This window comes from Streptomyces sp. NBC_01618, from assembly GCF_045209435.1.
Taxonomy (GTDB): domain Bacteria; phylum Actinomycetota; class Actinomycetes; order Streptomycetales; family Streptomycetaceae; genus Streptomyces.
Genome location: NZ_CP109297.1, coordinates 3071182 through 3088630 on the forward strand (window position 1 = coordinate 3071182; position 17449 = coordinate 3088630).

A 17449-nucleotide genomic window follows, 5' to 3' on the forward strand; every position below is an offset into this window, starting at 1 on the left:
GCCCCCACCACGTCGGCGGTTACGCGGTTACGCGGTGACGGCCGGGCGCCGACTGGCGATGACCTTCTTCGCCAGCGAGCGCGGGCTGGTCAGGAAGCCGTACCCCCATGACATGTGCATCGTCGCGAGGGCCACCGGGATCCGGGCCCGCGCCTTCAGCGACAGGCCCTTGCCCGCCGGGAGGGACCCGGCGACGATCGCCGCGACATACCCGGCGGGGACGACGAACGCCCACGGGGTGACGGCCGCGCCGACCACGATGCCCGCCGCGATCGCGCAGACGGCGGTCGGCGGCGCCAGGTAGCGCAGGTTGATCGAGCCGGAGTGGTAGCGGGCGACGACGTGCCGCCAGCGGCCGTAGTCCTTGTACTGCTTGGCGAGCGCCCTGACCGAGGGCCGCGGCCGGTACTGCACCTTCAGCTCGGGCGAGAACCAGATCAGACCGCCCGCCTCGCGGATGCGGAAGTTCAGCTCCCAGTCCTGGGCGCGGATGAACTCCACGTTGTAGCCGTCCGCCTTCTCCAGGGCCTCACGGCGGAAGACACCGAGATACACGGTCTCCGCCGGGCCCGCCTGGCCGCCGGTGTGGAAGGCCGCGTTGCCGACGCCGATCCTCGACGTCATGGCCGCGGCCACGGCGTCCTCCCAGGCGTTCTCGCCCTCGGCGTGCATGATGCCGCCGACGTTCTGCGCGCCCGTCTCCTCCAGGAGGCGGACGGCCGTCGCGATGTAGTTCGGCGAGAGCATGCCGTGGCCGTCGACCCGCACGACTATGGGGTGGCGGGAGGCCTTGATCGCGGCGTTGAGCGCGGCGGGGGTGCGGCCGGTGGGGTTCGGAACGGTGTGCACCCGGGGGTCCTCGCGCACCAGCTCCGCGGCGATCTCGTCCGTACGGTCCGTGGAGGGGCCCAGCGCGATCACCACCTCCATCTCACCTGCGTACTCCTGCTCCAGGATGTGCCGGACGGAGTTCCTGAGATGGCGTTCCTCATTGAGCACCGGCATGATCACGGAGACGGCGGGGTGCTGCGCGGCAGACATGGTGGTCCTCGGGTGGTCCTCGGGGGCGCCAGGGGTTCACACCCCACCAGGCGTCGATATTCGGCCGCCACGTTACCGCGAATGGGGGACACGGGCGCGCGCCGCCGGGTCGCGTCCCGGACTGCAGATCGTATGGGCCTACTGTGCGAACGGTCCCCCTTGCACCGCGGAGGTTCCCCCGTGCCCAGGCCGCACCCCTCCCCCCGTTCGCCGCGCTCCCGCGCAGTTCCGCCGCAGCGCAGGTCCAGAAGGCAGGACGAGCGGCCCCGCTGGGGCATGCGGGTGGTGACCGGTATCTCCGTGCTGGTGCTCGGGGCCGGTGGGATCGGCCACGCGGTGGTGACCAGCCTGGAGACCGGGATCGACCGGGTCGACCCGTTCAAGGACATGAAGAACCGGCCGCGGGCCGGTCACGGCATGAATCTGCTGCTGGTGGGCACCGACGGCCGCGACCGGATCACCCCGGAAGAGAAGGCGAAGTACCGGCTGGGCGGTGCGCCGTGCAACTGCACCGACACGGTCATGATGGTGCATCTGTCGGCGGACAAGGAGCGCGCGAGCATCGTCTCGCTGCCCCGCGACAGCTACGCCGAGGTCCCCGAGTACAAGGACCGCAACACCGGCGCGACGCACGCCGGGCACGCGCTGAAGCTGAACGCCGCCTACACCGAGGGCGGGCCCGGTCTGACCGTGCGGACCGTCGAGCAGCTGACGGGCGTCAAGATCGACCACTATCTGGAGGTCGACTTCACCAGCTTCATGAAGACGGTCGACACCCTGGGCGGGGTGCAGATCTGCACGACCCGGCCGCTGAAGGACTCGTACACCGGTCTCGACCTCGCCGCGGGCACCCATGAGCTGAACGGCGGGCAGGCACTCCAGTACGTACGCTCCCGGCACATCGACGGGGCCGCCGACCTGGGCCGGATGCAGCGCCAGCAGAAATTCCTCGCCTCACTGATCAAGCAGGCGACCAGCAGCGGCGTGCTGCTGAACCCCGTGAAGTTCCGGGACGTCGCGTCGACGATGCTGAGCTCGGTCCGGGCCGACAAGGGATTCGGTACGGATCAGATGCTGGAGCTCGGCCAGGCGATGCGCGGTTTCTCCCCCGCCTCGTCCGAGTTCACCTCCGTCCCGCTGGGGAACGTCGCGTACCCGGTCAAGGGCATCGGCTCCACGGTCAAGTGGGACGAGGCGAAGTCGAAGAAGCTCTTCCAGGCGCTGCGCGACGACCGGCCGCTCTCCCCGGTCCGGCCCAGCGGGCCGAAGGCCGTGCAGGTCGATGTCGCCCCGCAGCAGATCCGGGTCCAGGTCTACAACGGGACCCCGAAGGACGGCCTCGGCAAGACGATCGACGACGGGCTGCACGCCACCGGTTTCAACACCACGCGCGCCCCGCTGAACGGGGAGCCGCGCAATCTCGCGCACACGCTGATCACGTACGACCCCCGCTGGGACCAGTCCGCGAAGTCCCTGGCGGGCGCGTTGCCCGGGGCCGAGCTGCGGCCGGTGCGGGGGCAGGGCCCCCTGATGAAGGTGACGGCCGGCGCGGACTTCGAGAAGGTACGCCGGGTACGGGGCGAGGATACGAACCGGGGCGAATTCGGCGCGGTCACGGGCGACCAGGTGGCCTGCCCGTGACCGCGGGTACGCCGGGGCTCGGGCGTACTGGTGCCCCGCCCGGCAAGCTTTGCCGGTCACGGCACTAGTCGTCGATGCCGTCCGCCGCGCGCTTCTCGCGCAGTTCCTTGATCGCGCGGCGTCGGGCGAGGCGGTGGGTGCGCCGGATCTGCGCCTCCTGGTAGCGCCGCTTGTCGCGCTCCGTCTCCGGGATCACCGGCGGTACGCGGCGCGGCTTGCCGTCCGCGTCGACGGCGGCGAACACCAGGTACGCGGTGCCGACCTGCTGGGCGGGTGCGGATTCGTTCCACCGCTCGGCCATGACGCGGACGCCGACCTCCATCGAGGACCGGCCCGTCCAGTTCACCTGGGCGCGGACGTGAACAAGGTCACCGACGCGGACCGGCTCCAGGAAGACCATCTCGTCCATCGAGGCCGTCACGGCGGGTCCGCCGGAGTGCCGGCCGGCCACGGCGCCCGCCGCGTCGTCGACCAGCTTCATGATCACGCCGCCGTGCACCGTACCCAGCAGATTGGTGTCGCTGCCGGTCATGATGTGACTGAGGGTGGTCCGGGAAGCAGCGGTCGACTTGCCCGGAATGTCGCCCTCCGGGCGCAGGGCCTGATCTGTCATACCGTCCACCTTATGCGGGGGCTTCCGGCCCGCCGCAATGCATCAGCTTCGCAACATCCCTGATGCGATTTCCCGTACACCCTGTAAGAGAGGTGCGCCCGGCCTGCACACTGGATCGCATGAACGATTGGCCCGAGGGCTGGACCGACGACAACCGCAGCGGCAACCGCTACGGGCAGGGCAGCGACAGCGACCGGCCCGAGGGCGCCCGCGTGATGCGGCACGTCCAACGGCGCCCCGCGCCGCCGCAGCAGCGCCCCGCACCGCCCCGGCAACGCCAACCGGAGCCGCCGCAGTATTCCGGCGGCTACGACGACGGCGCCGGGTACGACAGCGGTTACAACACGGGCCACGTCTACGGCGGCGGTGGCAACGGCGGCGGCCGGGGCAACGGTCACGGCAGCGGCCGGGGCGACGGCGGTTATGTCCAGGGGCGCCCCGCGCCCAACTGGGGCCGCCGAATAAAGATAGGCACGCTGTCCCTGGTCGTCGTGGTGCTCGCGGTCTCCATCGGCACGTACTTCTGGGCCGACTCCAAGCTCAAGCGCGAGGTGGACCTCTCCAAGGTCATCGAGCGGCCGAAGGGCGGCGACGGCACCAACTACCTGATCGTCGGTTCCGACAGCCGCGAGGGCATGACGGCCGAGGACAAGAAGAAGCTCCACACGGGCTCCGCCGCGGGCAAGCGGACCGACTCGATGATGATCCTGCACGACGGGTCGAACGGGCCGACGCTCGTCTCCCTGCCCCGTGACTCGAACGTCGAGATCCCGTCCTTCAAGGGCTCCGACTCCGGCAAGCTCTACCCGGGCCGCGGCCGCTTCACCAAGCTGAACGCCGCATACGCCATGGATGGTCCCGAACTCCTCGTCCGTACCGTCGAGTTCAACACCGGACTGCACATCGACCACTACGTCGAGATCGGCTTCGGCGGCTTCGCCAAAATCGTCGACGCGATCGGCGGGGTGGAGCTGGACATCCCCAAGGCGTTCAAGGACAAGAAGTCCGGCGCCGACTTCAAGGCGGGCAAACAGACCCTGAACGGCGAGCAGTCCCTCGCCTTCGTCCGCACCCGGTACGCGTTCGCGGGCAGCGACCTGGACCGTACGAAGAACCAGCAGAAGTTCCTCGCGGCGCTGGCCAGCCAGACAGCGACGCCGTCCACGATCCTCAACCCGTTCAAGCTGTACCCGACGATGGGCGCCGGCCTGGACACCCTGATCGTGGACAAGGACATGTCCCTCTGGTCCCTGGCGCAGATGTTCTTCGCCATGAAGGGCGTCACGGGTGGTGACGGCGTGTCGATGAACATGCCGATCTCGGGCTCCACCGGCGGCAATCTGGTCTGGGACAAGGCCAAGGTCAAGCAGTTGGTGGAACAGCTCAACAACGACGAGAAGGTCACCGTCACCGGTAACTGACGGCAGGCGGATGCGGGGCCCGGACGGTTCACTGTCCGGGCCCCGCTCCATGCCGGGCGCGGGCCGGGGGATCCGGCCCGTCCGCACCGTCACCCTCCCGGCCTGCTCCCCCGGGCCGGCAACGCCACATTCGGAAGTGCCAACCGGCCGTCGTCCGCCGCGAATTCGGTGCACAGCGCGTCGTACTCCCGCTTGGCCGCGGCCACCCCCGCCGGCCCCCGGCTGTTGACCAGCTGCCCGATCGCGGCCACACCGGCGGGCGGGCTCGAGATGAGCGAGCAGGCCAACGTAAAGGTAGCGGTGATCCCTTTCGAGAAGGCCGATTTACGGCAGGTTCCGCACCATCACGGTCCGCCGGACCTGGTCGGTGCCCCTCGAAGAACCCCCGGAGCCGACCCGGAGGTCTCGCACATCTGCGGCGGAGTGCCGCTTGCCGTTCCCGCACCCGAGTCCTCGCACAGGAAGAAGTACCACTGGTGATCTTTGCAGTGCCAGACCTTGTCCCGGATTCCTCAGGTCATGACGGTCGCCCGCCGAACTGCCAGTTGTGCACCTCGATGTCGGAGTACCGGTCCGGGGTCAGGACGGCGCGTGCCGTGTCCGGGTCCGGCGCCCGGAGCAGCACCGCCGTGCCCAGCCAGGCGGCGCCGTCGTCGGACAGCAGCGGCCCGTAGGCAATCAGCGCGTCCCGGTCGGGCGGCACCGCAAGGTCGGCGACATGCCCCGCGCCGAGGCCGAGCACCAGGTACCGGTCGCCCCCGGTCCGGCCGCCGGGGAAGTCCCACATGGTGCGCCCCAGCATGTTGCGCCACCGTCGCAGCAGCACGTCCCGGTACACGCCGACCTGGTAGTTCGGCTCGTCGAAGGCGAACGCGCGGGCGGCGATGGGATCGGGCAGGTCGACGATGTGCACGCTGCCGGTGGGTGTGTCGCCGTCGTCGGCGAGGGTCGGGCCCCGGGCGATCATCTCCTCCGCGTACTGGTCCATGTAGGACCAATGCTCTTCCAGCAGCTCGTCGCGCAGCGCTACGGAGCCGGGCCGGTCACGGTGGTAGCAGAGGAACTCCATGCCCATAGGGTCTCTTCAAGGAGGTAACCGTGTCGAGCCCCCGGCACGACGCCCATGACCGGCCAGGAACTGAGCCGAACGGACCCGAACGGACCCGAAGTCGATCGCGGCTCACACGTCACACCCAACAGCCGCTGACCTGCGAAAGTCGCCGATCGGCTCGCCGAACTGTGGGCGATGCCGAGGGCCTGGGGCGCGATCCTGATGCGGGTGCTCGCTACAAGTGAGGAGCAGGAAGCTGGGCTTCACGTGCCAGGGGCGAAGAAGAGGGCCGCCCCCAAGCGGACGCCGAAGCCGAAGATGGACCCCAAGCTGGAGGACGGCATCCAGGACGGGTTCTTCTGACAGCAACGCGCCCCCGGGCCGGCATCAACCAGGCTCGGGGCACGAGCGCGTGTGGGATCAATGCCTGGCGGCGTACGAGACGAAGCCCGCCCAAGCACCTGACGCGAAAGCGAGCCGGGCCCCCTGCAAGTTCTTGGAGTCGCGCACGAGCACCGCGCCTGGGGTGGTCGCGACCTCGACGCATTCATTGCTGTTGCTGCTGTCGCTGTAGCTGCTCTTGAACCACTCCAGCCGGGAAGCGTCTCCGGCAGAGGTCTCGCTGATCATGTCTCTCCCAGCACTTGCTCGATGAAGGCCAGCGACTCCCGAGGCGTGAGAGCCTGAGCCCGGATGATGCCACACCGCAGCTCAACGATCCGAAGATGCTTCGGGTCAGAGACCGGGCGACTGCCGAAGTCGCCCTCGGAGCGACCCACCGCCGAGCCGTCCCTGAACTTCAGCACCTGCATCTCCCCGCCCATTCCGGCGTGATCGTCGCGGCCGGTCGGCATCACCTGGATCTCGACGTTCCGCAACTGCCCCACCTCCAAAAGGCGTTCAAGCTGTCGGCGCAACACCATTCTGCCCCCAAGGTGGCGCCGCAGTGTCACCTCTTCCTGGACAAAGCTGAGCTCCGGGCCAGGCGAGCGGTCAAAGATGGACTGCCGGGCTACACGAGCAGCCACCAGCCTCTCCACCTCATCCTGCGAGAACGCGGGCCGCCGCATCCCGAACAGCGCCCGCGCATACTCCTCCGTCTGCAACAGACCGTGAAGGTTGTGGCTCCCGTACGCCGAGAGTTCGACCGCCTGCGCCTCCAGCTTCGCAAGCTCCCGAATCTTCTTCGGGTACCGGACCTCCGCCACATCCCGTTTCATCGCGGCCAGCTTCCCGCCCGCGCCCAGCACCTCGTCCGCCCTGTCCAGGAACTCGGGCCGAGGGATGCGCCGCCCGCCCTCCACCTTGTAGACCAGGTCCTCCCCGTACCCGATCGCAGCGCCGAACTCGCCGGCCCGCATGCCCGCCGACTCCCGCCACGCCTTGATCTGGCGGCCCACCGCAGCGACCACCGCAACCCCCGACTCATCATCGGGATCGACGTCCCAGCCGGGCTCGTCCGCTCCGCCGTCCCCGCGCTCCGTACCGGTCCCATCCACGCTCATCCGTGCCCCACTTCCGATGTGCATGCCGTTCTTGCTCAACCCTGCTCGTCCCCAGCACGTCACCCCGGACAGCCGGGACAGCACTGGACAAGCACGGGACAATCACCGTACGTAAGCGGCTCGTCGCTATTCACGGTACGCAGGCGCGGCCACGCTGAGTGACGTGACTCAAGAAATCACCCGAACCGAACACTCCGCTCCCACTCGGCAGTTCACGGTGCTGCTCTCCCCCACCCGCCGAGGTGCCAGGCTCGCCCGGCTGCTCACCACCGCGCATCTATGCGATTGGGGGCTCCCCACGGAGTCAGCCGCGCACATCGTGGCTGAGATGGCCGCAAACGCCGCCACCCATGGCCGCGTACCGGGCCGGGACTTCCGACTGAGCCTCACCGTCCACCGCGACACGCTCCTGCGGATCGAGGTGACCGATACCCGGGGCGAGCAACTACCTCCCACGCCCGGCACCACGTCCGTCCCCGCCGACGACGCGGAATCACGGCGCGGCCTCCTCATCGTCGAGGCACTCGCCGACCGCTGGGGCATCGACGTCGGGCCCGTCCCTCGCAAGACGATCTGGGCCGAACTCATCCTCGTACCGTGACCACTCCACCGGGTCGCGGAGACCCACGACCCGGTGAGCCACGTCGCCGCGCCCCACGACACATAAAGCTTTAAAGAACTTAGGGAAATCACCCTCCCCACCCAAACCCGAACCCACCCCGGCCCCGTCACTCGCCCGGGTGACATATCGCAACTGGGCTGGATTTCATACGGGTTGACTGGCATATGCTCGCCGCGACAACTACAGACATGCGACGGCCCCCGACGAGACGCCAATCTCGACCGAGGGCCTGACCACCGAGGAAGTTAGGCCCTTCCCGATGGATACCCAGCAGATTACCGCGCCCCCGTGCGCCCCGTCCCCCGTACCTGGGGACGCCACACCGTCATCCGGTGTCATCCACATCAACTTCCGGCACGCCGCAGGCTTCACCGTCATCGGCAACCACCTCGCCCAGCACCGCGGGCTTTCCCTCACCGCGATCGGGCTCGCCTTACACATCCAATCGCTCCCCGCCGGAGCCAAGATCGGCATCAAACGGCTCGCCGACCGTTTCCCGGAGAGCGAGACCCGGATCGCCGCCGCCCTGCGCGAGCTGGAAGCCGCCGGCTACCTCCACCGCAGCCGCGTACGCCTCCCCGACGGCCGCATCGTCACCCGCACCATCTCCTACAACCAGCCGGGCACCGGCGCGTCCACCACCGCAGCGCCACAACCGCGGACCAGGCGCACCGAACCGGGAGTCCCGCTGCCCCCACCACCGCCACGCGAACCCGCTCCCGAACCGGAGCCCACCCAGGCACCACAATCGCCCACACCTCAACCGGCAGCCGCACCACGGCCCGTACCCACGTCGCAGCCCGCGCCCGCACCGCAGCCGGCGCCCGCACCCGTCCTCGTCCCAGCCCCCACCGCACGCAAGGCACCACCCCCACCGCTCCCCCAGCCGCAGTCACCCACCCCGGAACTCCACCGCTCCGCAGCCGCACTCCTCGCCGACCTGCGCCGCCACACACCCCAACTCGCCCTCTCCGAGAACGACATCCACACCCTCACCCCCGGCGTCGCCACCTGGCTCGAACGCGACGCCTACCCCGACACCATCCGCCACACCCTCACCACCGACCTCCCGAACCCCCTGAAGCACCCAGCCAAGCTCCTGCGCCACCGGATCACAACACTCCTGCCACCCCCGCTGCCGGAAGCCCAGGACCTCGCACCCGCACGCCCTGGCGTCATCGCCGTCCCCCTCCAGAACTGCGACGGCTGCGACCGCGCCTTCCGCTCCCGCCACCCCGGCCACTGCCGCGACTGCCGCGACTGCCGCGACTGCCGCGACTGCCGCGACTGCCGCACCGAACTGCACACAGCCGCCTGACCGGAACACCACCCACAACCCGAACGGACCTCCATGGTCAGCTCGCCCCACGAAGCAATGCACCGCATCTTCCAGGAGTACCCCGGCCTCTTCTCCCGTGTCTCCGAAGTGCTCGGAGTCGACATCCCGCCACCCACCTCGGCCACCGCCCTGCCCACCGACCTCACCGAAACCCGGCCCCTCGAACGCCGGGTAGACACCCTCCTGCGCATCGACACGGAGCACGACGGGCCCTTCCTCCTCACCATCGAAGCCCAGGGCAAGAAGGACCCGCGCAAGACCACCAGCTGGCCGTACTACGTCGCCTACCTCCACAACAGATACGGACTGCCCGTCCTGTTACTGGTCGTCTGCCAGGACCACGCCACCGCCGAATGGGCCGCACGCCCCATCTCCATCGGCCTCCGCCAATGGCAGACACTCACCCTGAACCCCCTCGTCGCGGGCCCGCACAACATGCCCGTCATCACTGATGTGGCCGAGGCCCGCAAGGACCTCGCACTCGCCACCCTGGCCGCCATCACACACGCCGACAATCCGGACGTCGGTGCCATACTGAAAACCCTGTCCGCCGCACTGCGGGACACACCGGAAGCAATCGCCGACCCCATCGTCGAACTCACCGCACAAGGCCTGGGCAACCGCCCGGCCGCACAACAGTGGAGGAATCTGGTGGCCGTGGACCTCTCTTTCTACAAGTCCTTCATGTCGGAAGAAATCCGGGACGAAGGCCGAGCCGAAGGCCGAGCCGAAGGACTCCTGCTCATCCTCGCCGTGCGCGGTCTCGCCATCACCGACGAGACCCGCGAGAAGATCACCGGCTGCGACGACCCGCAGCTCCTGCACCAGTGGCTCAACCGCGCCGCCACCGCCGCCACCGCCGAGGAAGTCTTCGTCGAGGAGTAGCCCCGCCCCGGTGGCTGCGCCCCTGCTGTCCGCAGGCCCGCATCCCGTTCACGGCTCCCCGCACGTCCGAGGGCCGGAGCTGGACGCGGTGCGTCGGGGCCGTCACCGGACCTACTGACCACCCTCGCGCATATAGCCGGGGCTGAGCGTGGCGCGCGGGCCGGCCCCGAGGGGCCGGCCCGCGCTGTTTCACCTCACGGGAACAGGGTCACGAGGCCTTCTTCAGCGTGAAGTTGCCGGTCGTCGTCTCCCCCTTCTTGAGCTTCACAGTGGTGGCCACCGGCTGGTAGCCGTCCTTGGCCACGACCACGTTGACCGGGTTGTTGCGGGTGTCGAACCACAGGGCGAAGGTGCCGTCCTTGGCGGTCCGCACGGTGTAGCTCGTCGTCGAGGCGCTGATCTGGATGGTCGCCCCGGCCAGTGGCGCGGTGCCGCCCTTGCCGTCGGCGCCGAGCACGGTGCCGGCGTACTTGCCCCAGTCCTTCGGCGGGCTGACGTGCATCTTCACGTCGACCGGGACACCGGCGTACGGGGTGTCGGTCTGGACGGTCAGCGCCGCGGTGTAGTCGCCGGGCTGGATGACCTCGGGGACCGTGGCGTCCAGGCCGACGGTGATCGTGGTGCTCTCCCCGGGCTGGAGTGTCACCTTGTCCTTGCTCGTGGACAGCCAGCTGACGTCCGAGGACTCGCCGCCCTGGTCGTAGCCGGGCAGCACCTCGACGGTGGACACCGGCGGCGTCGAGCTGCCGCCGGGGTTGCCGCCGACCTTGTAGAAGCCGGAGGCAGCACCCACACGGTAGAGGCTGGTGTTGGCGTTGGGCAGGGCGGTCCAGCTGCCGGTGCCCGGGTCGAAGGCGTAGCCCTGGTTGGTGATGGCGGCGCTGTTGTTGACGACACCGCTGGAGACCAGCAGCTTGCCGTTACCCACGCTGTACGCCGAACCCCACAGGTCTGCGGGCATGTCGGCGACGGACGACCAGCTGTCGGCGCCCGGGTCGTAGACGTAGGCGTGCTTGGTCGAACCGCTGCCGCTGTTGCCACCGGCGCAGTAGAGCTTGCCGTCGATGCCGCCGCAGGACTGCCAGGAGATCGGCTCCGGGTAGGAGGCGATCTGGGACCAGCTGTCCGACGACGGGTCGTAGACCGTGGCGTCCGTGGTGCCACAGCTGCTGGTGCAGCCGCCGACGACGTACAGCTTGCCGCCGAGCACCGCGCTGCCCGAACCGGCGTACGGCTTGGGCGAGGACGCCTTGGTGGACCAGCTGTTCGACGCCGGGTCGTAGACCTCCAGCTTGGCGTCGGGGTCGCCGTCGCCACCCCAGCCGCCGACCACGTACAGCTTGCCGCCGATGAAGCCGTGGGCCGGGTTGCCCTCGCGGGTGTCGGCCGCGGAGGCCAGCTTGGTCCAGGAGCCACTGTCGGGGTCGTAGGCGTACAGCTCGTTGGTGTCCGCGCTGCCTGTGTAGCCGAAGGCGGAGTAGACCTTGCCGTTGTAGACGGCGACCGCGTTGTCCTGCACAGTGGTCGGCAGGTTGGCCACGGGCTGCCAGGCGTCACCGGCCGCGTTGGCCGCCGGAGCCGCATCCGAGCTCTTGCCCTTGCTGAGGGCCAGCGGGGAGTAGTTGCCCTTCACCAGGTTGAGCGGCGCGCCGCCCTTGAGCTGCTGGGTGAAGCCGCCCGGCTGCTCGCCCAGGGTGAGGCTGGCAGGCGCACCGCCGGTGTTCGTCACCGTCAGGTCCTGGGTGGCCTTCTTGCCCCACTCGACCGTCTTGTCGATCGAGCCGGGGGTGAACGCCAGCTTGCCGGCCTTCAGGCTGAAGTTCGCCTTGTTGGTGCTGTCCGCCGCCACGTCCACCGACTTGTCCAGGTCGGCGTAGTGCGACTTGGAGGCGGTGAAGGTGTGGCTGCCGGTCTTGGAGGTGAACATCCAGTAGAAGCCGTCGCCGAGCGCCGGGTCGTCCGGGGTGGCCGCGGTGATGGCCTTGTCCTGCGGGGCGTCGGTGTTGACGACAGTGGCGCCGACGACGCTGTCGTCGGTGTTGGCGTCCTTCACGGTACCGGCCACCAGACCACCGTTGACAGGCTCGTAGGACCGCTTGCCCACGAACACGTTGTCGAGCTCCCACCAGTAGCCGTAGCTGCCCGTGAAGTGGAACCGCACCTGCACGCCGGGCTTCCCGGCGTAGTCGGTCAGCGGAAGCTCGACATGGGCAGGGCCGGTCAGGGTGGTGGTGCGGTTCCAGATGTTGGTCCAGGTCGCACCGCCGTCAGTGCTGACGTCGATGTTGCCGCTCTGGTTGCTGAAGCTCTTGTAGTCGGTGTCGAACTCCAGTTGCGGGCTGTCGTTGCCGGTCAGGTCGATGACCGGCGTGATCAGCGAGCTGTCCTGCTTCTTGCCGCTGCCGATCTTGTCACTGTCGACCATGGCGAAGGCGCCGGAACCACCGGTCTTGTTACCCCGCTTACCGAAGTCGTCGAAGGACCAGCCGCCGGTGGTGCCGTCGGCGTTGACCACGCTCCAGCCCTCGGGGGCGCCGGCGGTGGAGTCGAAGGGCTCGATCGGGCCGGACCGCTTGACCTGGTAACCGGGCGCCGTGGCCGCCTGGGCATCCACCGGGACCGCCGCGTTCACGGTCTGCGCCGCGTCATCCACGGTCACCTGCTTGGTGACCGCCTTGTAGCCGGGGTACACGGAGGTGAAGCGCAGGGTGTAGTCGGCGCCCTGCGGCAGGTCGATGCTGTACGCGCCGGTGTACGGGTCGGTGAAGACCGGGGCGACGGGCACGTCATCGATGGTGATCTTCGTGTAGAGCGGCCAGCCGTGGCCGGAGCCGTCGGTCACCTTACCGGTCACGGTCTGCCGGGCCACCGCGTCCAGCGCGAAGTCGGTCGTGACCGTACCATCGTCGACGACGACGCCGTGGGCCTTCTTGGGCTCGTACCCGTAGGCGTACGCGGCCATGTTGTAGGTGCCAGGCGGCACCGTCAGGTTGTAGTGCCCCTGGGCGTCGGTGGTCGCCCGGTAGATACCGGCTACGACGGAAGCGCCGGAAAGCGCCTTGCCGGAGCTGTCGGTGACGGCGCCGGAGATCTCGCCGTGCGAGCCGACGGCGAGACCGCCCCCGGGATGCGTCGCGGTGGCAACGGTGCCCGGAGCGGCCGCCTCGGCGCCGGTGGCAGCCTGGGCGACGGGTAAGCCCGCAGCCATGACTGCGACGGCCGCCGCGGTGAAGGCGGCCAGCCGCGCGGAGATCCTCCGCGGGGCCGGTCTGGAATACCTCGAAGTGCGCAATGTGTGACTCCCATGCGGCTGAGCTGGGGTCGACCCGTGCGCTGGTTCTCGGTCGACAGCAGATGGGTTCATCCGCCGGGACAACTAAACATGGTCGCCATGTTCTCGACAAGACCGCCATGACGGATACACGATCTACCATGAACCCACACATTTGTGATGATCCATCAGCTTCGGCCCGGCAGTCCTGGCTCGGACAACGGGAGCAAGTAACCCGCCGGTACGTTCTGGAGTTCACCGACGGCGGCGGACGGCCGGATCGTGCTCGGCGATGTGCCGGGCGACAGCGCCGCGTCATCCCATCCGCAACCGCTGCACCCAGCCACAGCCAGGTGCAGCAGTTGAGACGGTCAGACCCGCGGGGTCTTTGCACCAGGTGCGTGTGCTGCCGGTTCGACCTTCTGCGCCCGGAGTTCTCTGACCTCAGCCTGAAGCTCGGTGAGTTGCCGGTGAAGTGCCTGAATCGCCACGATGGCGACGCCGTTGGCATCGGTGCAGCAGATCGTCTTGTCGTCGGCTCCCAGGCCGAGGTGGGCCCGCCAGTCCTGTGCCATCGGCCCCAGGTGGCGCACTTCGTCGTCCTCCCACCGGTACCGCCATGTGCTTACCGGCAGACGGACCACTCGGGCAAGGACGTCGAACCCGTTCACGCCGTCACCCGCCTCGGCGACTGTTTCCCCGGAAGCTGTGGACGTCATTCCGGCGGGGCTGGGTGTGTCGGGGTGCAGGCGCGCCCGGTAGGCCCGAATGCCGGCGGTCCGGGCGCGGTGGAGGCGTTCGGTCAGCGATCCCATCGCACCGGGCTCACGCTGGTCTTTACGGCCCGGTCGGAGAACAGCAGACTGCCCAGCGGAACCCACTGAACCGAAACCCCGGGGTCGTCGCCGGCCGGGGCAGCGCTCTGCTCCACCACCCGCACCTGCGCGGGCTCCGCAGCCTCACTACTCGTTCGGCGTGAATGACCGGCTGGGGGGAAGCCGGGTCCCGCAGCCCGTCGTGTGGACGGTTCTGCCAGTTCGCTTTACCGACCGTGATTTGTGCTGTTCGTGATGTCCGTTCGAGCCTGTGGCGTGGACGTCATGGGCTCGTTCACCGACCGGGACCGGGACGTCTGTCATGTTCTGGAGTCGGGCCGGAGCCCCACCACCTCACCTCCCCACCGCGGGCCCCGAAGCGGGCAATTCATGGAGTCTTCGCCCGGATGTCGATCTTACGGGCCATTCCTCCCCCGGTCCCGCGGCTAGCTTGCAGACGATCACCTCCCGACGATCGTCCTCCGCGGAGACACTCATGTGCAGCCCCCTCCACCAGCCCGACGGACCACTCCTGCCCGACGCCGGGCGTCGTACGTTCCTGCGGGCCGCCGCGCTCACCGGTGCCGCCGCCGCGGCCACGGGGCTCGTGTCCGCCGCCCCCGCCGCGGCTCTCCCCCAGCAGAACGCCGGTGCCGCCACGGCCCGTTGGCGACCCGATCCAAAGAGCCCCCGGTTCACGCTCGTCGTCATGCCCGACACCCAGTACCTTTTCGACGGGGCGAGCATCAACAAGGCTCCGGTCGAGGCCTCGTTGCGTTACGTCCTCGATCACGGGCGCGACGAGAACATCGTCTTCCTGTCCCATCTGGGCGACCTCACCGAGAGCGGCCAGGCAGGCGAATTCGCGGCGATCGGCGAGGCGTTCGAGCTGCTCGACCGGCGGCAGGTCGGCTACAGCGTCGTCGCGGGCAACCACGACATCGAGTCGTCCACCGACGACCGGCGCGGCCGCACCCCGTACCTGGACACCTTCGGCCCGCAGCGGATGCGGCGCCTGCCGACGTTCGGCGGGGCGACCCCGGACGGCTACAACACGTACCACCTGTTCCGCGCCGCCGGCCGCGAGTGGCTGGTGCTGGCGCTCGACTGGCGGCCGTCGGCGGCCGGGCTCGCCTGGGCGAAGGACGTCATCGCCCAGCACCCGGACACGCCCGTCATCCTCACCACCCACGAGCTGGTGTACGCGAACGCGGACGGCGACGAGGCCGAACTCTCCGGCCACGGAAAGCATCTGTGGGACGAGCTGATAGCCGGGCACGACCAGATCTTCCTCACCCTCAACGGCCACTACTGGCCCGCCGGGCGCACCACCCGTAAGAACACCGCGGGCAACGACGTCCATCTGCACATCACCAACTACCAGAATCGCTACTACGGCGGCGGCGCCATGATCCGCCTCTACCGCTTCGACCTGGCCAGGAACACCATCGACGTGGAGACGATCTCCCCGTGGGTCCTCGGCCGCGCGGGCGAGAGGCTCAACGACCTGGAGCGCGGCGAGATCGAACTGACCGGTCCACAGGACCGCTTCGCCGTCCCCATCGACTTCGAGAAGCGCTTCGCGGGCTTCGCGCCCGCGCCCGTGCGCGGCCCCCGCCCGGCGAAACAGCTGCTGATACCGGGCACCGTCGCCTACTGGCGCTTCGACTCCCCTTCGCACCAGGACGGTTCTGCCGCCGACGCCGGCCTGCGCGTCCCCGACCTGTCCGGGTACCGCAACGACCTGGTGCGCGAAGCCGTCCCCGGCAGTGCACCCGACGCGCTGCGCTGGTCCACCGCCCACCACCCCGACCAGCCCGGTCACGGCAGCCTCTACTTCGACGGCTCGAAGCCGCCGCTGCGGGGCGCGTATCTGCGTACGGAGAACAACGCACCGCTCAACACCAAGACGTTCAGGTCCGGTTACACCATCGAGGCCTTCCTCCGCCTCCCCGCCGACTGGGACGCCCGACGCAACGCCTGGGGCGCCGTGCTCAGCCGCCGCGGCACGCTCGGGGCGGCCGGCAAGACCTCCGGCGACCCGGAGGAGCCCGTCGCCACCCTCTCCGTATCGGACGGCCCCGGGCTCCAGTGGGCGGCGGCGCCGCTGAACCAGCCGGGGGTCGTCACCAACTGGAGCCATGAGCTGCTGCGTGAGCGATGGTGGCATGTGGCGGTCGTCAACGACGAGAAGCACACGACGATGTACGTCGACGGCTGCACAGTCGCCCGCAACCCCGCCACCCGCACCACCGGTCTCGCCACCCTGGGCCTGCCCTGGCTGCTCGGCGCCTACGAGTACGGAGGCAGGCTCGACCAGTTGATGCACGGCTGGCTCGGCGACATCCGGATCGTCGAACGCCCCCTGGACGTGCGGGACTTCATGACGGCCCCGACTCCGCCGCCCCACTGACCGGGCGGTCAGTTGATGACAACCTGACCAGCGGTCATTATGTACGTGTAGCTCTTCACGCATCCCCCGTCGTGAAGGGCTGCACCCCTATTGCAGTGCATACTCCTTTTGCCCGCGCCGACTTCACGAACAGGGGACTCTCCTCGTGGTTCCCTGGATCTCGTGCCTGATGACCTGCGGGAGCGTGTGGCCCCGCTGTTGCCTGCTCGTCCGCCTCGGCGGCATCGGTATCCCGGGCGGTTGCAGGCGGGTGACCGGGCTGCGTTGCGTGGCATCGTTTACGTGCTGTGCAATGGCGTGAGCTGGCGGGACGTTCCCGCGGAACAGGTCGGCTGCAGTGGGGTGACGGCCTCTCGACGACCAACGCCCGACGCTGTAACTCCGCTCCGGGTTCGTGCCCGTCCAAAAGCCCCCGGGCCCATGTAAAGAGACCCGGCGCCCACTGATCGCTCAGCTCGTCAAAGTGCCCTGGTGGAAGTACATGCGCCAGCCCACTTCCGTCAGACGCCACACGGAGCTCCGCCATGCTCGGCGCCCTCTGTGGTCGGCGAAGTACGTCAGATGAACGATGCCGGGAGCGAGCACGGTCCCTGACATCTCGCTGACCTTGACCGGAGCTTCCGGGACCACCGAACCGTCACTTGTCACCGTGAGAATCGACGTCGCGTCCCAGCGCCGCCCCGACGCTCCGATCTCGAGGAACTCCGGGTCCAGGAGCTCCGAGACCAGGGCCGGCGAAGCACGCACGTCAGGGTCGAGAAGCCGCATCTCTGCCTCAATGGCCGCTTGAACGTCCCGCTCACTCTCGTCTGCCATGCACGAACCCTACGGA

15 protein-coding genes and 1 pseudogene are annotated in these 17449 nt (G+C 69.0%); 8 read left to right on the forward strand and 8 right to left on the reverse strand.

Going from position 1 to position 17449, the window contains the following annotated elements:
* Positions 1-27: 27 nt before the first annotated feature.
* Complete coding sequence (locus OH735_RS14320) at positions 28-1041, reverse strand: glycosyltransferase family 2 protein (protein WP_406381879.1); 1014 nt, start codon at positions 1039-1041, stop codon at positions 28-30.
* Between the two features lie 276 nt (positions 1042-1317).
* Between OH735_RS14320 and OH735_RS14325 the strand changes: the two genes are divergently transcribed.
* Positions 1318-2682, forward strand: a complete 1365-nt coding sequence (locus OH735_RS14325; RefSeq protein ID WP_406386554.1) for an LCP family protein — start codon at positions 1318-1320, stop codon at positions 2680-2682.
* A gap of 64 nt (positions 2683-2746) precedes the next feature.
* Here the strand turns inward: OH735_RS14325 and OH735_RS14330 are convergent, their stop codons facing one another.
* Positions 2747-3295 (reverse strand): acyl-CoA thioesterase, encoded by a 549-nt coding sequence (locus OH735_RS14330; RefSeq protein ID WP_406381880.1) that lies wholly within the window; start codon positions 3293-3295, stop codon positions 2747-2749.
* A 119-nt stretch (positions 3296-3414) separates the two neighbouring features.
* On the opposite strand from OH735_RS14330, the gene OH735_RS14335 reads away from it, so the two are divergent.
* On the forward strand, positions 3415-4716 hold the full coding sequence (locus OH735_RS14335; protein ID WP_406381881.1) for an LCP family protein: 1302 nt from the start codon (positions 3415-3417) through the stop codon (positions 4714-4716).
* A 517-nt stretch (positions 4717-5233) separates the two neighbouring features.
* On the opposite strand, the gene OH735_RS14340 is transcribed toward OH735_RS14335, so the two are convergent.
* Positions 5234-5785 (reverse strand): YciI family protein, encoded by a 552-nt coding sequence (locus OH735_RS14340; RefSeq protein ID WP_406381882.1) that lies wholly within the window; start codon positions 5783-5785, stop codon positions 5234-5236.
* 177 nt (positions 5786-5962) lie between these two features.
* Between OH735_RS14340 and OH735_RS14345 the strand changes: the two genes are divergently transcribed.
* Positions 5963-6130: a hypothetical protein gene (locus OH735_RS14345; protein WP_406381884.1), complete on the forward strand. Its 168-nt coding sequence runs from the start codon at positions 5963-5965 to the stop codon at positions 6128-6130.
* Positions 6131-6187: 57 nt separating this feature from the next.
* Here OH735_RS14345 and OH735_RS14350 read toward each other — a convergent pair whose 3' ends face one another.
* Together OH735_RS14350 and OH735_RS14355 are read right to left on the reverse strand one after the other, a co-directional pair.
* Positions 6188-6397, reverse strand: a complete 210-nt coding sequence (locus OH735_RS14350; protein WP_406381885.1) for a DUF397 domain-containing protein — start codon at positions 6395-6397, stop codon at positions 6188-6190.
* Complete coding sequence (locus OH735_RS14355; protein ID WP_406386555.1) at positions 6394-7272, reverse strand: helix-turn-helix domain-containing protein; 879 nt, start codon at positions 7270-7272, stop codon at positions 6394-6396. The genes OH735_RS14350 and OH735_RS14355 overlap by 4 nt, the downstream gene beginning before the upstream one ends.
* A gap of 163 nt (positions 7273-7435) precedes the next feature.
* On the opposite strand from OH735_RS14355, the gene OH735_RS14360 reads away from it, so the two are divergent.
* From OH735_RS14360 to OH735_RS14370, 3 genes are all read left to right on the forward strand, one after another.
* On the forward strand, positions 7436-7873 hold the full coding sequence (locus OH735_RS14360) for an ATP-binding protein (protein WP_406381886.1): 438 nt from the start codon (positions 7436-7438) through the stop codon (positions 7871-7873).
* 280 nt (positions 7874-8153) lie between these two features.
* On the forward strand, positions 8154-9212 hold the full coding sequence (locus tag OH735_RS14365; protein ID WP_406381887.1) for a helix-turn-helix domain-containing protein: 1059 nt from the start codon (positions 8154-8156) through the stop codon (positions 9210-9212).
* Positions 9213-9245: 33 nt separating this feature from the next.
* Positions 9246-10118 (forward strand): hypothetical protein, encoded by an 873-nt coding sequence (locus tag OH735_RS14370; protein ID WP_406381888.1) that lies wholly within the window; start codon positions 9246-9248, stop codon positions 10116-10118.
* Positions 10119-10326: 208 nt separating this feature from the next.
* Here OH735_RS14370 and OH735_RS14375 read toward each other — a convergent pair whose 3' ends face one another.
* Both OH735_RS14375 and OH735_RS14380 read right to left on the reverse strand, forming a co-directional pair.
* Entirely contained in the window at positions 10327-13326 is a 3000-nt protein-coding gene (locus tag OH735_RS14375) for a carboxypeptidase regulatory-like domain-containing protein (RefSeq protein ID WP_406381889.1), read from the reverse strand.
* 434 nt (positions 13327-13760) lie between these two features.
* Positions 13761-14108 carry a tail fiber domain-containing protein gene (locus OH735_RS14380; RefSeq protein ID WP_406381890.1) on the reverse strand — a complete coding sequence of 116 codons (348 nt, stop codon included), beginning with the start codon at positions 14106-14108 and terminating at the stop codon, positions 13761-13763.
* Between the two features lie 592 nt (positions 14109-14700).
* Between OH735_RS14380 and OH735_RS14385 the strand changes: the two genes are divergently transcribed.
* Both OH735_RS14385 and OH735_RS14390 read left to right on the forward strand, forming a co-directional pair.
* Positions 14701-16617 carry a LamG-like jellyroll fold domain-containing protein gene (locus OH735_RS14385; protein ID WP_406381891.1) on the forward strand — a complete coding sequence of 639 codons (1917 nt, stop codon included), beginning with the start codon at positions 14701-14703 and terminating at the stop codon, positions 16615-16617.
* 108 nt (positions 16618-16725) lie between these two features.
* Positions 16726-16977, forward strand: a pseudogene (locus OH735_RS14390) (transposase); the annotation flags it as partial.
* A 90-nt stretch (positions 16978-17067) separates the two neighbouring features.
* On the opposite strand, the gene OH735_RS14395 reads toward OH735_RS14390, so the two are convergent.
* A complete protein-coding gene (locus tag OH735_RS14395; RefSeq protein ID WP_406381893.1) occupies positions 17068-17433 on the reverse strand; it encodes a DUF4440 domain-containing protein in 366 nt (121 codons plus the stop codon).
* Positions 17434-17449 lie beyond the last annotated feature (16 nt).

Bases quoted from the DNA above. Each gene is read 5' to 3' on its own strand.
- OH735_RS14320 (WP_406381879.1), bottom strand. From the start codon at position 1,041: ATGTCTGCCGCGCAGCACCCCGCCGTCTCCGTGATCATGCCGGTGCTC.
- OH735_RS14325 (WP_406386554.1), top strand. From the start codon at position 1,318: ATGCGGGTGGTGACCGGTATCTCCGTGCTGGTGCTCGGGGCCGGTGGG.
- OH735_RS14330 (WP_406381880.1), bottom strand. From the start codon at position 3,295: ATGACAGATCAGGCCCTGCGCCCGGAGGGCGACATTCCGGGCAAGTCG.
- OH735_RS14335 (WP_406381881.1), top strand. From the start codon at position 3,415: ATGAACGATTGGCCCGAGGGCTGGACCGACGACAACCGCAGCGGCAAC.
- OH735_RS14340 (WP_406381882.1), bottom strand. From the start codon at position 5,785: ATGGAGTTCCTCTGCTACCACCGTGACCGGCCCGGCTCCGTAGCGCTG.
- OH735_RS14345 (WP_406381884.1), top strand. From the start codon at position 5,963: ATGCCGAGGGCCTGGGGCGCGATCCTGATGCGGGTGCTCGCTACAAGT.
- OH735_RS14350 (WP_406381885.1), bottom strand. From the start codon at position 6,397: ATGATCAGCGAGACCTCTGCCGGAGACGCTTCCCGGCTGGAGTGGTTC.
- OH735_RS14355 (WP_406386555.1), bottom strand. From the start codon at position 7,272: ATGAGCGTGGATGGGACCGGTACGGAGCGCGGGGACGGCGGAGCGGAC.
- OH735_RS14365 (WP_406381887.1), top strand. From the start codon at position 8,154: ATGGATACCCAGCAGATTACCGCGCCCCCGTGCGCCCCGTCCCCCGTA.
- OH735_RS14370 (WP_406381888.1), top strand. From the start codon at position 9,246: ATGGTCAGCTCGCCCCACGAAGCAATGCACCGCATCTTCCAGGAGTAC.
- OH735_RS14375 (WP_406381889.1), bottom strand. From the start codon at position 13,326: ATGGCTGCGGGCTTACCCGTCGCCCAGGCTGCCACCGGCGCCGAGGCG.
- OH735_RS14380 (WP_406381890.1), bottom strand. From the start codon at position 14,108: ATGACGTCCACAGCTTCCGGGGAAACAGTCGCCGAGGCGGGTGACGGC.
- OH735_RS14385 (WP_406381891.1), top strand. From the start codon at position 14,701: ATGTGCAGCCCCCTCCACCAGCCCGACGGACCACTCCTGCCCGACGCC.
- OH735_RS14395 (WP_406381893.1), bottom strand. From the start codon at position 17,433: ATGGCAGACGAGAGTGAGCGGGACGTTCAAGCGGCCATTGAGGCAGAG.